Annotated in this window: 13 protein-coding genes; 3 read left to right on the top strand and 10 right to left on the bottom strand. The window is 72.3% G+C overall.

Features of this window, described 5'->3' with window-relative positions:
• Nucleotides 1–128: 128 nt before the first annotated feature.
• A complete protein-coding gene (locus tag CHR28_RS33435) occupies nucleotides 129–887 on the top strand; it encodes an SDR family oxidoreductase (protein WP_094057509.1) in 759 nt (252 codons plus the stop codon).
• Between the two features lie 241 nt (nucleotides 888–1128).
• Here CHR28_RS33435 and CHR28_RS33430 read toward each other — a convergent pair whose 3' ends face one another.
• Nucleotides 1129–1455, bottom strand: a complete 327-nt coding sequence (locus tag CHR28_RS33430) for a hypothetical protein (protein WP_094057478.1) — start codon at nucleotides 1453–1455, stop codon at nucleotides 1129–1131.
• Nucleotides 1456–1632: 177 nt separating this feature from the next.
• On the opposite strand from CHR28_RS33430, the gene CHR28_RS33425 reads away from it, so the two are divergent.
• On the top strand, nucleotides 1633–2190 hold the full coding sequence (locus CHR28_RS33425; RefSeq protein ID WP_094057477.1) for a DoxX family protein: 558 nt from the start codon (nucleotides 1633–1635) through the stop codon (nucleotides 2188–2190).
• A gap of 129 nt (nucleotides 2191–2319) precedes the next feature.
• The gene (locus CHR28_RS33420; protein WP_094057476.1) at nucleotides 2320–2673 is read left to right on the top strand and encodes a MazG-like family protein; all 354 of its coding nucleotides are present in this window, start codon (nucleotides 2320–2322) and stop codon (nucleotides 2671–2673) included.
• Nucleotides 2674–2709: 36 nt separating this feature from the next.
• On the opposite strand, the gene CHR28_RS33415 is transcribed toward CHR28_RS33420, so the two are convergent.
• The 9 genes from CHR28_RS33415 to CHR28_RS33375 form a co-directional block, all read right to left on the bottom strand.
• Nucleotides 2710–3906, bottom strand: a complete 1197-nt coding sequence (locus tag CHR28_RS33415; RefSeq protein WP_094057475.1) for an ATP-grasp domain-containing protein — start codon at nucleotides 3904–3906, stop codon at nucleotides 2710–2712.
• A gap of 44 nt (nucleotides 3907–3950) precedes the next feature.
• Complete coding sequence (locus CHR28_RS33410) at nucleotides 3951–4904, bottom strand: cupin-like domain-containing protein (RefSeq protein WP_179272646.1); 954 nt, start codon at nucleotides 4902–4904, stop codon at nucleotides 3951–3953.
• A 44-nt stretch (nucleotides 4905–4948) separates the two neighbouring features.
• Complete coding sequence (locus CHR28_RS33405) at nucleotides 4949–5689, bottom strand: alpha/beta hydrolase (protein WP_094057473.1); 741 nt, start codon at nucleotides 5687–5689, stop codon at nucleotides 4949–4951.
• Nucleotides 5690–5691: 2 nt separating this feature from the next.
• Entirely contained in the window at nucleotides 5692–6297 is a 606-nt protein-coding gene (locus CHR28_RS33400; protein WP_094057472.1) for a GNAT family N-acetyltransferase, read from the bottom strand.
• Complete coding sequence (locus CHR28_RS33395) at nucleotides 6294–8042, bottom strand: AMP-binding protein (RefSeq protein ID WP_256984561.1); 1749 nt, start codon at nucleotides 8040–8042, stop codon at nucleotides 6294–6296. Before CHR28_RS33395 ends, CHR28_RS33400 begins: the two co-directional genes overlap by 4 nt.
• On the bottom strand, nucleotides 8035–10038 hold the full coding sequence (locus CHR28_RS33390) for a class I tRNA ligase family protein (RefSeq protein ID WP_179272645.1): 2004 nt from the start codon (nucleotides 10036–10038) through the stop codon (nucleotides 8035–8037). Before CHR28_RS33390 ends, CHR28_RS33395 begins: the two co-directional genes overlap by 8 nt.
• A complete protein-coding gene (locus tag CHR28_RS33385) occupies nucleotides 10035–11099 on the bottom strand; it encodes an NAD(P)/FAD-dependent oxidoreductase (protein ID WP_094057471.1) in 1065 nt (354 codons plus the stop codon). The genes CHR28_RS33390 and CHR28_RS33385 overlap by 4 nt, the downstream gene beginning before the upstream one ends.
• A 454-nt stretch (nucleotides 11100–11553) precedes the next feature.
• A complete protein-coding gene (locus tag CHR28_RS33380) occupies nucleotides 11554–12882 on the bottom strand; it encodes a lysine N(6)-hydroxylase/L-ornithine N(5)-oxygenase family protein (RefSeq protein WP_094057470.1) in 1329 nt (442 codons plus the stop codon).
• A gap of 104 nt (nucleotides 12883–12986) precedes the next feature.
• The gene (locus tag CHR28_RS33375) at nucleotides 12987–14330 is read right to left on the bottom strand and encodes an MFS transporter (protein WP_094057469.1); all 1344 of its coding nucleotides are present in this window, start codon (nucleotides 14328–14330) and stop codon (nucleotides 12987–12989) included.
• Nucleotides 14331–14542 lie beyond the last annotated feature (212 nt).

The raw sequence follows: 14542 nt of genomic DNA, 5'->3' as shown, positions 1-14542 counted from the left end.
CTCCCCTGGCGAATGGCTGCAGAGGGCATTGGAGTGGCCGGGGACGACACCTGATTGACGCGTACACCGCACTCACATGACGGATGGATGAGTTCCGCATGGCGGGCCCTCCCGTACGCTGCGGGCCCATGAATGCGAAGGAGAACGGAATCGCGGTGGTGACCGGGGCGGGCTCCGGCATCGGCCGGGCGGTCGCCGTGGAACTGCTGCGCGCGGGCTGGTCGGTGGCGCTGGCGGGCCGGCGCGCGGAGGCGCTTCAGGAGACGGCGGCCCTGGTCCCGCGGGGCGCGGCGCTCGCCGTACGGACGGACGTCTCACGCCCGGAGGACGTCACCGAGCTGTTCGCCGCCACCGTCGGGCGGTTCGGGCGGGTGGACCTGCTGTTCAACAACGCGGGCACGTTCGGGCCCGGCGGGGTGCCGGTCGAGGAACTGCCCTACGACGCCTGGCGGCACGTGGTGGACACCAACCTCAACGGGGCGTTCCTGTGCGCGCAGGCGGCGTACCGGCAGATGAAGGAGCAGGACCCGCAGGGCGGGCGGATCATCAACAACGGCTCGATCTCCGCGCACACGCCCCGGCCGCGGTCGGTGGCCTACACGGCGACCAAGCACGCCCTGACCGGCCTGACCAAGTCGCTGTCACTGGACGGGCGGCCGTACCGGATCGCCGTGGGGCAGATCGACATCGGCAACGCGGCGACCGACATGACGGCCGGGATGCAGACGGGGGCGCTGCAGGCCAACGGGGTGGTCGCCCCGGAACCGGTCATGGACGTCGCGGACGTGGCCCGCACGGTGCGGCACATGGCGGAGCTGCCACTGGAGGCGAACGTGCAGTTCGCGACCGTGCTGGCCACGACGATGCCGTACGTCGGGCGCGGCTGAGCGGACGGCCGACTTCGTCAACTCGTCAACTTGCACAAACGGAATATGAACGTCCGACCTATTGCAGCCGGTGGGGGGCCTATGCTCAAATCTCCTACACCAAAGCTTCACACTTGGAGCAGAGAGCTTCCGTTGGCCACATTCAGGGGGGTGGAGGCGGCAGTCGTTCCACGGGACCGGGTGGGGGTGGACCCCGCGAGGGACCGCGGGGTGCGCACCGGTGCGTGGAACGACTGCCGCGTCAGGCCTGGCCGGTCTCGAAGCGGGAGATCCTGCCGTCCTCGTCGACGGTGAAGCTCCACCGGGTGCGCATCTCGCCCCAGGTGTCGTTGCTGTAGCGGGCGAGGAGGGACCGGCCGCCGTCGGACTCGTTGTCGACCTCCATGTGCCCGTGGGTGGAGAAGATCTCCCGGTCGACCCAGTCGGCGAGGTCGCGGTCGGATCCGTCGTCCGCCATGGTCGCGCCCGGCGCGAGGAGCTCCATGAAGCCCTCGCGGTCGTGGTTGTTCACGGCGGTCACGAAGGCGCGGACGGCCGGGTCGCTCAGGCGCGTGGTCTGAATCGTCATACGCCTCAGCCTCGTCCCGGCCGCCCGGCGACGCCACCCGTGCCACCCGAACGGCGCCCCCGGCGCATCCGCGGGGTGTCGTGGTCTGCCGGAGGTGCGACGGTGGGAACGCGACGAGAGGTGTTCCCCCTGTTCCTGCTGTCTGCTCCGGGAGACGACGTGAGGCACGTGAGGCACGTGAGGCATAACCACCGAGGTGATCTGGGCCTGCTGCTGCTCCGGCTGGGGACGGGGGGTGTGCTGGCCGCCCACGGCGCGCAGAAGCTGTTCGGCTGGTTCGGCGGCCACGGCCTGGAGGGCACCGGCCAGTTCATGGAGTCCGTGGGCTACGCCCCGGGCAAGGCCAGCGCGACGGCCGCCGGGCTCGCGGAGACCGGCGGCGGCGTACTGCTGGCCCTGGGCCTGGCCACACCCGCGGCCGGCGCGGCGGCGGCCGGGGCCATGGCGGGAGCCGCTGCGGTGCACACCCCGAACGGGTTCTTCAACCAGGGCGGCGGCTACGAGTACGCCGCCACGCTCGGTCTGACGGCGGCCGGCCTGGCCGTCACGGGGCCGGGCCGCTTCTCCCTGGACCACGCGCTCGGGCACACGGTGAACCGGGGCTGGATGATCCCGGCGGCCTTCGCGGCGACCGCGGCGGGCACCGCCCTGATCGTCGGGGCACGGGCCCGGCGGCTGCGGAAGGCCAAGGAGGGCGAGCAGGACGCCCTGTTCGAAGAGGAGTCCATGGAGTAGGCGGCGCAGGAGCCCACGGGGGCATGCAGTAGGCGGCGCAGGAGCCCACGGAGGCGTGGAGCAGGCGGCCCGGGAGCCCACCGGGGCGTGGCGGGGGCACTGTCAGACCCGCGTGGCAGGCTGCCGCCCATGAGCGATCACCCGCGCCCCGCCCCGCCCGCGTCCGACCTGTGGGCCACCGTCGACGCCCTGTGCGCCTGGCTCGACACCGACCGCCCGGCCGAGGGCCGAGAGGGCCTGCTGCTGCGCCTGCTGAAACTGAACGAGGAGGTCGGTGAGGTCGCCGAGGCGGTGATCGGCGTGACCGGCCAGAACCCGCGCAAGGGTGTCACACACAGCTGGGACGACGTGCAGGCGGAGCTGTGCGACGTCGTCATCACGGCGCTGGTGGCGCTGCGGACCCTGACGCCCGAGGCGCGGGAGGTGTTCACGCGGCATCTGGAGCGGGTGACGGAGCGGTCCCTGGCGTCGGCGCGCCGGTGACCGCCCCTCCCCGGCGCGCGGCGGCGCCGTACCGCTTCAGAGCGGCTGGGTGACGACCTTGACCAGGTCGTGCGCCCGCTCCGCCGCCGCCGTCGCCGCGGCCGTGTCGGTTCCCGTGCACAGCACATAGCCCTGACGGGCCGTGGACGAGGTGAGGGCGCCCAGGTCCCGGCCCGCCTCCAGCGTGCAGTGCAGGCGGTGCACGCCGGGGGCGGCGGCGGCCTCGGCGAGGCCGTCGACCCCGAGGACCCGGACGTTCTCGTAGGAGAAGAAGCGGATCGCGGCGGCGCCCGCGACCGGGGTGCGGGGCGGGCGGGGCAGGCCGAGCAGCGCGCAGAACGTCTCGGCCATCAGGTCGACGCCGCTGACCAGTTCGCACAGCTCCCAGATCTGGTCGCCGCCGACACGGGTCTGCGCCTCGATGAGCCGGGGCCCGGAGGGCGTGAGCCGCAGCTCGGTGTGGACGGGGCCGTCCCGCTGCTCGATGAGGTCGAGGAACCGTGTGACGAGCTCCTCGATCGCCGTCCGGGACGCCGCGTCGAGCCGGGCGGGCACCTGGTGCCCGGTCTCCACGAAGCGCGGCAGCTCGGTCGTCACCTTCTCCGTGACGGCCGCGATCTCGTGCCGGCCGCCCACCGAGACGGACTCGACGCTGAACTCCGGCCCGGTGAGGAACTCCTCCACGAGCAGCGGCCCGTCCGTGAACCGGCGCGACCACGCCCACCGCTCGGTGAGCTCCTCCTCGGAGGCCGCCAGGTACACCCCCTCGCTGAGACCGCCGTCCCGCGGCTTGAGCACCACCGGCCCGCCGCCGAGCTCCCGCAGGAAGCCGCGGGCCTCCTCGGCAGCGGCGCACAGCCGGTGCCGTACGGGGCTGAGTCCGTGCCGGTCGAGCAGCTCGCGCGTGCGCGCCTTGTCGCGGGTCAGCTCCACCGCGGTCAGGTTGTCCCCCGGGATCCCCAGCTCGCGGGCGACCCGGGAGGCCGGATGGAGCCCGTACTCGGTGAAGGAGGCGACCGCGTCGAAGGGGTCGACGCGGTGCCAGGCGCGGGCCACGGCCAGCACCTCGTCGAAGTCCCGGTAGTCGAGGACGGCGTAGTGCGCCGCGTCCGTGTACTGCCGGGCGGTGACCCGCTCCGGGATCTGCATCATGGAGAAGCGGACGCCGAGCCGGTCCAGCTTGTCGAGTTCGCTGCCCGGTCCGCCGACCAGCAGTACGTGCTTGTCCGTCATCGTCTCGTTCCTCGTCGTACGGCCTGGTCGGGACGGCTGCGCGGCTACGGGCGCAGCCGGGACAGGTCGATGTCCATGCGCTTGGCCCAGGCGCGGCTGCGCATCAGCACCACGTCGAACAGCTCGGGGTGCGTCCGCTTGACCTCGTCGGGGTTGAGGGCCAGCGCGAGCAGCTCGGTCATGCGCTGGCGGATGTGCGCTTGGAGGTTGACCTCGTCCAGGCATTTGCGGCCCAGGCCGATGGAGTCGCTCAGCAGCTGGATGCGGTGGTACCAGTTGGCCGGCAGGTAGAGCACGTCGCCGGGCTTCAGCACGAACTGCATCAGCTGCGTCTCGGGCGTCTCGACCAGCCTCGTCCAGTCCGCCTCGGTGTCCTCGCGCAGGACGGCGTCGGGGCCCATCACGTACCAGAGCTTGTCGCCGACGATCTGGGCGTGCATCACGTCGACGGAGTACGAGTCCTGGTGCAGCCGGGTGACACCGCCCTGCTGGCCCAGCCACAGCTGGTGGTTGGTGGAGGCGTCCTCGCCGTAGAGGTCGCGCCGGAAGTCGTACCGGGCGATCTCCATCTCCGGCATGTCCGGGGCGAGTTCGGGAGCGGTGGTCTGGTAGTACCACTCCTGGAGGTAGATCGGCGTGGCGCCCTGGTGCCGGTTGTCCTTCAGCATCGCCACGAACTCGGCGACGGTCGCCTCACGGGCGGCCTTGGTGTTGTAGCTGTCCACGACGACCCGGACGTCCCCGACCCGGTCGGCGAGGTGGTCGAAGGACCAGGTCTGCACGGCCGGCCAGTCGGCGGCGTGGCCCTCCAGGACGACGGGGCGCTGCGGCTCGCGGTACTCGCGCCGGAACTCCTCGGCCGTCAGGCCGCTGCGCCGCTCCAGCTGCGGGGCGTCGCCGACGGCCCGGGAGAGCGGCCCGGTGTGGAAGGCGCGCTCGACGGCCGCGAGGCTTTCCAGGTCGTGCCGCCGGAGAATGTTGGGCTCGATGTGCTGCACGGGATTCCTCCCCAGAGTTGCGGCGGTGGTCCGCCGGCCGGTGGTCATCGGAGGCTGCCGGTCACGAGCGCGCGAAGGGCCCCCAGCACCTCGCGCCGCTGCTCCGCCTGCGCGGGCAGCCACCGGTGGATGAAGTGGTCGCAGCCGAGCCGGATCAGCCGGCGCGAGCGTGCCTGGACGGCGTGGGAGAAGTAGGCGTCGATGACGGACCCGGGCACGACCTGGTCGTGCTCGGCGGCGACGATCAGCAGGTCGCCGTCGAACGCCCGGATCCCGGCGAAGGCCGGTGAGTCGGCGTAGGGGCCGGGCTTGGCACGCTCCTGGCCGAAGCGGACGTCCGCCTCGCTGTCCGGGTAGGCGGCGGGGCAGAACAGGGCCAGGGCGCGCGGCCGGAGGTCCGGCACGGTCCAGGCGGCGAGGTGGGCGCCCATGCTGGTGCCGACGAGCACCGGGCGCCGGTCCTCGTCGAGCAGCCGGGCCGCCGCGAGGGACTCGTTCCGGCGCTGCCGCAGGGTCGCCCGCTCCAGTTCGCCGGTGCTCTCCCCGTTGCCGGAGTACTCGAAGGTCAGCGAGGAGTGGCCGTGCGCGGCGAGGTCGTCCAGGAGATAGCGCACGGCGTGCCGGGAGGCGGTGGTCCCGAAGCCGTGCAGATGGACGACGTCGGGCGCGGCGCCGTCCGGTGCGTACACCCTGGTGGCCGCCAGGCGCTGCCCGGCCGCGTGCAGGAACAGGTCCTCGGCGGGCGGGAGGGTGGCCGCGGGGGTGCCGTGGTCGTGGACGGACATGGTCAGGCCCCGGTTCCTTCGGTGAGCGCGGCGAACCGCTCCTTGCGCAGGGCGGGCCACTCGTCGCGCAGGATGCTGTAGTAGACGACGTCCCGGCGCCGGCCGCCCGGCATGTAGTTGAAGCTGCGCAGCACGCCCTCCTCGTGGGCGCCCAGCGCCGCGAGGCCGGTGCGGGCGGCGGTGTTGAGCACGTCCGTCTTGAACTCGACGCGCTCGCACTCCAGGACGTCGAAGGCGTGGTCCAGCAGGGCGAGTTTCGCGGCCCGGTTGACGCCGGTGCGGCGGGCGGCGGTGGCGACCCAGGACCAGCCGATCTCCAGGCGGCGGTCGGCCGGGGCCAGGTTGCCGTACGCGCTGGAGCCCAGGATGCGGCCGCTGTCGCGGTCGACGATCGCGAAGACGATCCGGGTGCCGGTCAGGGTGTCCCGGATGGCGGTCTCCAGGAAGGTGTCGAGGTCGGCCGGTGTCTCGATGCGTGTGACGAAGTAGCGCCAGATCTCCTCGTCGTAGACGACGGATTCGAACGCGGCGCGGTCGGTGACGCGGATCCGGCGCAGTTCCACGCGGGAGTTGGCCAGGACCGCGTCCGGCAGGTTGTTCCAGCTCACGTCGTGCTCCTTCGTGTGGGCTCCGCGGCGACGACCACCAGGGGCCGGTCGGCCGTCGGGCCGGGGGTGCGGGCGTGGATCTGCGACAGTTCCCGCGCGTACCGCTCGTGCACGGCACCGCGCTTGGGTTTGAGCTGGCCGGTCAGCAGCCCGTTGCCGGTGGAGAAGCGCTCGGGCGCCACCAGCACGGCGTGCACGCGCTGGTCGGGCAGCAGCTCCGCGTTGACGCGGGCCACGTGGCGGCTCAGCTCGGCGGGGTCCGGGGGCGGGGCCGCCAGGGACACCACGGCGGTGAGGAACTCCTCGCCGTTGCCGTACAGCACGCAGTCGCGGACCGCCGGGTGGCCGCGCAGGCACTCCTCGACCAGGGGCGCGAGGACGTTGTAGCCGCTGCTGACGGTGACGACGTCGTCGACGCGGCCGTGGATGTACAGGAACCCGTCCTCGTCCAGATGGCCGATGTCGTGGGTGCGCACCTCGCCGGTCGGCAGGAACATCTTCTCGTTGGTGCCGGGCGCGCACCAGGTGTAGCGGTGGTTGACGGGGTGGCGGCTGCCGACGATCAGGACGCCGTCCCGGTCGAAGCGGACCGTCTTGTTCGGCAGGACCCTGCCGACGCTGCCGAGGCGGAAGGCGCCGGGGTGGTTCTTCGCCACGATGCACGTCTCGTTGAGGCCGTAGCCCTCGTAGAGCGGCACTCCGGCGTCGTTGAAGAACTCCAGGACCGCCCGGCTCGCCGGGGCGGAACCGGTCCACAGGTAGCGGACCCGGCCGCCGAACTCCGCCTGGAGGATCTCCTGGCGCTTGCCCGGGTCGGCGGGCAGCTCCATGCCCTCCAGGCGCCGGCGGATCTCCTCGTAGAAGCCGGGCACCCCCATGACGACGGTGGGGCGGGTGCGGCGGGCCGTGTCGAGGGCGTCGTCGAGCCGGGCCAGCGTGACGTCATGGCCGTGCGCGAGCGCCGAGTAGATCCAGAAGCGCTGTTGCAGGAACCAGTTGCCGAGGAAGACCAGGAGGTTGTCGCCGTCGCCGTGGGCGAAGATCCGCTGCACCTCGTGCAGGGAGCTGTTGACGCTGGCGACGGTGGTCTCCAGGCCCTTGGGCACGCCGGTGCTGCCCGAGGTGAACTTGATGGCGAGGATGTCGGCCGGGTCGTAGCCCTCGTGGTGACGGGCCGGGGTGTCCGGGGCGAAGTCCTCCGCCCAGCCGTCGACCGCTCCGATGGCGCGCACGGCGCCGGAGTGCTCGTCCCCGTCCTCGGTGAACAGCAGCTTCAGACCGTAGTCCCGCGGCAGTCGCTCCGGGTCGAAGCGGCCCGGTTCGAAACCGGCCGTGACCGCGCCGAGCCGGATCACGGCCAGGTCCAGCAGCACCCAGGCCAGGCTGTTGGGGGCGAGAATGCCGACGCGGTCCCGGGCCCGGACGCCGAGGGCGTGCAGATGCCGTGCCACGTTGCCCGCACGGGCGTCGAGCTCGGCGAGGGTCAGGGAGCGCAACTCGCCGTCGGGGCCGCGGTGGTGGAACCGGTGCCGGGTGTCGGTGCAGCGCCTGAGGGCCAGGGTGTTGACGACGTCGGTGATGGTGTCGGTGGCGGTCACGGTGTCGGTGCCCATGACGGTGACGGTGTCGGTCACGGCGTCGGTGACGGTGGCGGTCGCGGCGTCGGTGCCCGTGACGGTCACGACGTCGGTGTCCGTGACGGTGTTGTTGGTGGTGGTGGCCGGTGTGGTCGTCGGGTCAGTCATCGGCGGTCTTCTTCCGCTCGGGCGCGCGGAAGAAGACGGCGTCGCTCAGCGTCACCTTCGTGCCGGCGGGCAGCAGTTCGGGCACGTCGGGCCAGACCTCCGGGCCGGTCAGGCCGAGCGCCGCCGCGAGCCGCCCGGCGAACCGGGGCATGACCGGGGCCGCGCAGCGGGCCAGCAGCCGGGCCGCGGCCAGCTCCAGGGCGATCGCGGTGCGCGTGCGGTCCTTCTCGGCCGGGCCGGCCGCCAGGTACGCGCCCTCGGTGAAGCGGATCACGTCCTCGACGATGCCGTGCAGTTCGCCGGCGGCCTGGTTGAGGGAGAAGCCGTCCTGGCCGAGGCTCTGCGTGAAGGCCGTCAGCCGGACGCCGAGCCGGGCGAGGAACGCGGTGTGCTCCGGCGTCCAGACCCCGGCGTCGGGCGCCTGCCCGCCGTACCCGGTGTCGAGGCGGGTCCCGAGGGCGTTCAGCCAGCGCTGCCAGGTGCCGATCAGGGTGTCCGCGAGGACCGTCTCGTAGGCGGCGGGGTCGAAGTTGGTGCGGCGGCCCTCGGGGCGGGTGCGGGCGAGGAAGAAGCGCACCGCGTCGACGCTGTCCTCGGTGAGGACGTCCTTGCCCCACACCGCGTGCCGCCGGCTGGTGGAGAACTTCTGGTGCTCCAGCAGGTAGAACTCGTTGACGTGGTAGTCGATGTCCGGCTCCCAGCCCGGGAAGGCCAGCTTGTACAGGGCCGGGTAGAGCAGCGAGTGGTAGAAGCTGTTGTCGTAGCCGAAGAAGTGGACGATCTTCCAGTCCTGTTCGGGGGCGTCGGCCCGCCACTCCTTGCCCAGGCCGCGGCCGAGCGTCTCGATGCCGTGCAGGAACCCGTACGACATCTCCGGCCACACCCAGACGACCTGGTCGCCGGCGCCGTCCTCGGCGGGGCGCACGCCCCAGTCGGACGGGTGGGTCAGGGGCAGGTCGAGCCGGTCGCCGGAGAACACCCGCTGGGCCAGCTCGCGCAACCGGGGCGGGACGCGGCCGAGTTCGTGGTGGGCGGCGATGTCGTCGCGGAACTCGTGCAGCGGCAGGCAGTAGCGGGTGGCCTCGCCGTGGCGCGGGGCCGCCCCGGTGCGCCGGGTGCGCGGCTCGGCGAGGTCCGCGCACAGGTTGGGCTCGCCGCACTCCTCGCAGATGTTGCCGCTGGTGGGCCCGGAGCAGCCCGGGCAGCCGCCGGAGACGTCGACCTCGTAGAGGTAGTCGCCGGTCTCCGCGTCGAACAGGGCGGGTGTGCTGCGCGGGCCGACGGAGCCCGAGTCGACCAGGCGGGAGAAGAACGCCCGCAGCCCGTCGGGGTAGGACGGGTCGGCGTTCGTCACCGTGTACTGGTCGGGCCGGATGTCCATCAGCGCGAGGGTCGCGGCGATCTCCGCGGAGAAGTGGGCGGCCGTCTCCGCCGGTGCGCGGCCGTCGCGCCGGGCGCGTTCGGCGACGTAGCTCTGGAAGTCGTCGCTGCCGGTCAGGTGCCAGGCCTCGACGCCGTTCAGGCGCTGGAAGCGGACGAAGGCGTCGGCGCCGAGGTAGGGGCCGGACAGGTGGCCGAGGTGGAGGTCGCCGTTGGGCGTGGGCGGGGTGGAGAAGACGAACACGGGCCGCTGCCCGAACCGCCTTCGCTCCGCGGCGCCCGCGAGGGCGGCCCGGGCGGCGTGCGGGGGGTCGCGCCAGTACAGGTCGAAGAAGACGAGGTCCTCGCTGCCGGTGTTCTCGATGACATGGGTCTCGAACGGTTCGAACAGGGCGACGGTGCCGGGGGCGGCCGGGGTGCGCTCGCCGTCGACGAGGAGGTCGCCGGTGCCCTGGACGATGACGAAGACCTCGATCTCGTCGTGCTGGTGCGGGTCGCTCGCGCCGCCGGCCGGGACGCGGCCCCAGCCGGCTCCGGGGCCGAAGCCGGGGACCGCGCTCATGTCGATGCCGAACGCGGCGGACAGCGCGGCGGGTTCGTAGTGGGTGATCTTCACGCTGCGTTCCTTTGTCCCTCGGGGCGGGCGATGTGCAGGAGGTCGGCGGCCTCGGCCGCGATCGCGGGGGCGAGGCGGTATCCGGAGCCGTTGGCGGCGCCCGCGAAGACGACGCGTCCGGCGTCGTCGAGCGGCCGTACGAGCGGCTCGCGGGTGGGGCTGTAGGCGTCGCAGAAGACCCGGCCGGAGGTGGTCCGTCCGGCGAGGGCGGGCGCGTAGCGGTTCAGACAGGCGAGCGCTTCGGTGAGGTCGCCGGCGGACAGGCCCGTCGCGAGGGTGTCGGGATCCACGTCCCACTCCTGGCAGGTGTAGCTGAACAGCCAGTGGCCGCGGTGGTGCAGCGGGAGCAGGAAGGCGTCCTCGTCCTCGAAGACGATCACGCCGTCGTCCGGGGCGGGTGCGCGGTCGACGTGCAGGGCGACGATCTTCTTGACCCGTGCGCCGAGCGGTGTCACCAGCGGCTCCCAGGCGGGGTCCGCGAGCCAGGGGCCGGGCGCGAGCACCACCCGGGAGGCGGTCAGCGCCTCGCCCGTGGACAGGCGCAGCGTCACGTCGGCGGGGCCGGGCGTCACCGCCGTGACCCGGGTGGCCTCGCGCAGGGCGAGACGGGGGCGCAGGGTGCGCGCCAGGGCTTCGGTGAGGGCGCCGACGTCGGCGTACTGGCAGCCCTGGCCGGTCCACACGCCGGTGCCCTCGGGTACGGCGACCAGGCCGCCGGGGACCTGCCCGGCGGGCACGGCCCGGGCGGTGGGCAGGTAGGTCCGCTCGATGCGGGCGGGGTCGGCCGACAGCATGTGCATGCGCAGCGGGTGGATCGGCAGCGCGGGGTCCTCGGCCGCGAGCCGGGCGTAGGCGGCCTGGCTGTGCGCGGACAGCCGCCTGACCCGGTCGGTGGCGCCGCGCGGGAAGTGCAGCCCGGCGGAACGCCTGCTGGCCCCGGAGGCCACGACGTCCCGGTCGAACAGCGCGACCCGGGCCCGGGGGTCCCGGCCGGTCACCTCACGCCCGACGAGACACCCGATGATCCCGCCGCCGACCACGGCGATGTCGACATCCCTCACGAAGCCACCCCCTGCGCCGCCGGGGCGCACCCACGGGTCACGGCGACACGGCCGCCACTGCGGGACGCGGCGGGGCCCGTCCCGCCCGACAGCCCGCCCGAACACGCCGCGGACGCACCGGCCCCGGCGGTCGGGCCGCCGACGCCACGACCGGCTACGGCGGGGCCCGTCCCGTTCAACCGTCCGCTTTCGCCCGCCGCCGCGGATACGACGGCCGCGGGCGACAGGTCCCCGACGCCCCCAGCTGACCCGGCAGTTCCTGCGCCGCTCGAGCGCCCGCACAGGTGCGATGCCACGGACACCACGGCCGCGGGTGACAAGCCCGCGATGCCTCTGCTCAGTGCGGTGGCGTTCGGTTGTACGTGTTTCCGTGTCGGTGTCGGTGTCGGTGTCGGCGTCGGCGTCGGTGTCGGCGTCGGCGGGGCGGTTCCGGGGGACCGGTCCGGGAGGCCGTTCATCCGCCCACCCCCTGCGCCGCTTCCGACGGGTGGGCCTTCGGGGCCCAGTCGAGGAAGGAGTCGGCCGGTTCGTCCGTGCGGACGCCCCGCATGCGGTCGGCGATGCGCTGGCTGCGCCAGGCGACGAGGCTGAGGTTGCGGTCGGCCAGGCCGCGCTGCCCCTGCGCCGCGTTGTGCACGAAGATGTTGCGGTCGCCGGGGCCGTCCCAGCGCACGGCGAAGCTGTCGTCGATGCGGTACTCCTCGCCCTCCCGCTCCAGCCGCCCGGCGAGGGGTTCCAGGAAGGCCGGGGTGGCCGGCCGGAACCCCGTGGCCCAGACGACGACGTCGGTCTCGAACCGCGTGGCCGTGCCCGGGTGGTCGCCGCTGCGGATCTCCACGGACCAGTCCCCGACCGCGCCCCGCTCGACCTTCGCCACCGAGTGCCCCGGGTACAGCGCGACCAGGTCCCGGTCGCCCTCGACGAACCGGTGCACGTAGATCTGCTGGTACACCTCGCGCAGGGTCGCCTCGGAGATGCCGTCGCTCGTCAGGACGTGCTGCGCGTTGAGCTGTTCGCGGGTGGTGCGGTCCAGGCGGGCGAAGTAGTCCGAGTAGCTCGGCATGTAGAAGTCGTTGGTGAACGGGGAGTCGTCCATCGGGAAGTAGTTGCGGCGGCGCGAGACCCACGAGACCCGGCGGGGCCGCTCGCCCTCCGGCCGGGAGATCAGGTCCAGGAAGACCTCCGCTCCCGACTGGCCGCCCCCGACCACGCAGACCCGCTTGCCGCCGAGCCCGCGGCCCTTGTCGACGATGTCGCAGACATGGAACTGGTCGTCGTGCGGACCGGCGGGTGCCACCGGCGGGATCCACGGGGAGGTGCCGATGCCGACGGAGATGTTGTCGGCGGTCAGCCTCCGGCGGTCCGTCTCCACGACGAAAGTCCCGCTCGAATCCCCGTCGAAATCGACGGAAAGCACCTTCTCGTTGAAGAGGACGTTCTCGTTCTGTTCACTCGCCCAGCGCAGATAGTTCCGGTATTCCTGCCGTGGCATGGCGTCGAACTGCGCGTTGATGAAGTGGTAGATCTTTCCGTGGGCGTGCAGATAGGAGAGGAAGGAGAATCGGTTCGTCGGGTCGGCGAGACTCACCAGATCCTTGAGCATGGACACCTGGAGCGTGGTTCCCGGGAGTTGCTGACCGTCGTGCCAGCTGAAGTACTCCTTCTGCTCCAGGAAAAGACTGGGGATGCTCTGGTCGCCGTGCAGCAGGGAGGCGAGGCTCAAATTGGCCGGGCCGACTCCCACGCCTATGCAGCCGTAATGAGGACTGTCGTGCTCGTGCATGCGGGTACCCCCTGGAGTTGTCTGGACTGCCTGGAACCGATGCGGCACGGCGAAGTCCCGGTGCCGGCACGTGGCCGTTCCATGGATGGGGTGGTGCGCTACTGCTACTGGCTGCGGACACCCAGTTCCGGTTCGCCCGATGTCCCGTCTTCGCCCGGCGTCCCGTCTTCGCCCGGCGTCCCGTCTTCGCCCGGCGTCCCGTCTTCGTCCGGCGTCTCGTCGCGCAGGTGCGGACGCCGGGCCGCGGCGGAGACCACCGGGCGCACACAGAGGCCCGCCAGGAGGAAGACCGCCGCGAGCGCCGCCCAGCCGGCCGTTCCGTTTCCGATGACGCCCACCGTCATCAGGACCGGCCCGACCGCCACCTGGACGCTGGATCCGAGGTGGAAGGTGGCGAGGTATTCGACGCGGGACCGGGTGGGCGCCAGCCCGAAGGACAGGCTCCACTGGCCTGCGGACTGGAGCAGTTCACCGCCGGTGAGCAGGACCATCGCCACGAGCAGGACGCCGATGGTGAGCGCCGTCGACTCCGCGTAGGCGGCGGTGGCGAAACAGGCGCAGCACAGCGCGAGCACCACGCTGGCTCTGCGCAGGGCTCTCGCCCCCTCGGTGACCTTCTCGGTGCCCCGTGCGACGCGGACCTGGAACAGCACGGCCAGCACGGTGTTGACGACGAGCAGGACGGCGACCAGGGAGTCCGGTGCCCGGGTGTGCAGAGTGATCCACAGCGGTACGCCCACGCTGAGCAGGGCCATGTGCAGCATCAGCAGGGCGTTGACCCCGGCGGCGGCCGCGTACCAGTGGTCCCGGATGGCCGGGAACAGCAGGCGGGGGCCGGTGCCGGTGCGGCGGGCGCGCACGTGGGGCCGGAACTTCAGGAAGGCCAGCAGGGTGGCGGACAGGGCGAAGGAGAGCGCGTCGCCGAGCATGATGGTCAGGAACGACGTCCGCGTCCCGATCTGCAGGGCCACCGCGGCGAGCAGGGCCCCGACCGTGTAGCCGACGTTGTAGACCACGCGCATCCGGGCCGCCATCTCGGCGCGCCGGTCGGTGCCGACGGCCAGTTCCACGAGCGCCTGGCCCATGGGCCGGGCCGCCTGCTCGGCGATGCCCAGCAGACCGACGACGCAGAGGAACGAGACCAGGCCGTCGACGAAGAAGTAGGCGGCGAAGCCCACCGCGCAGCACGCGTGCAGCAGCATCAGCACGGGCCGCGGGCCCCACCGGTCGGCCAGTCTGCCGAAGGGAATGGGCCCCAGGATTCCGAGAATTCCGGCCAGGGAAAGTCCGAAACCGACCTGGGCGGGACTGAGGCCCACGATCTTCGTGAAGAAAAGTGCGGAACCGGCCAGATAAAGGCCTGTTCCCGTGGCATCGATGAAGCCGACCAGAAGCAGCCCGGCGCCGCTTCGATTGACCGCGAACCGGTCTATGAGTGATCCGAACACGCCGTTACCACCACGCGCGGTCGGTGGCCTCCGGGATACTGGTGGTTCTTGGTTCTAAGCACATGCCGACCATGGAAGAACTTCCCCCGTTCCCCGTTCACGTTTCAACCATGCCCCCCGGCCTCGTGAGCCTTGGGGATTTCATACGTGATCGGTCCGACTCTAGCCGTAGGCGACTGAGCGGCACAAGCCTGATTACATTTCGCGGAGTA

This window comes from Streptomyces sp. XY006, assembly GCF_002237655.1.
GTDB classification, from domain to species: domain Bacteria; phylum Actinomycetota; class Actinomycetes; order Streptomycetales; family Streptomycetaceae; genus Streptomyces; species Streptomyces levis.
Note: the sequence above shows the minus strand (reverse complement) of the source record. Positions and strands in the feature narration are given on the sequence as shown.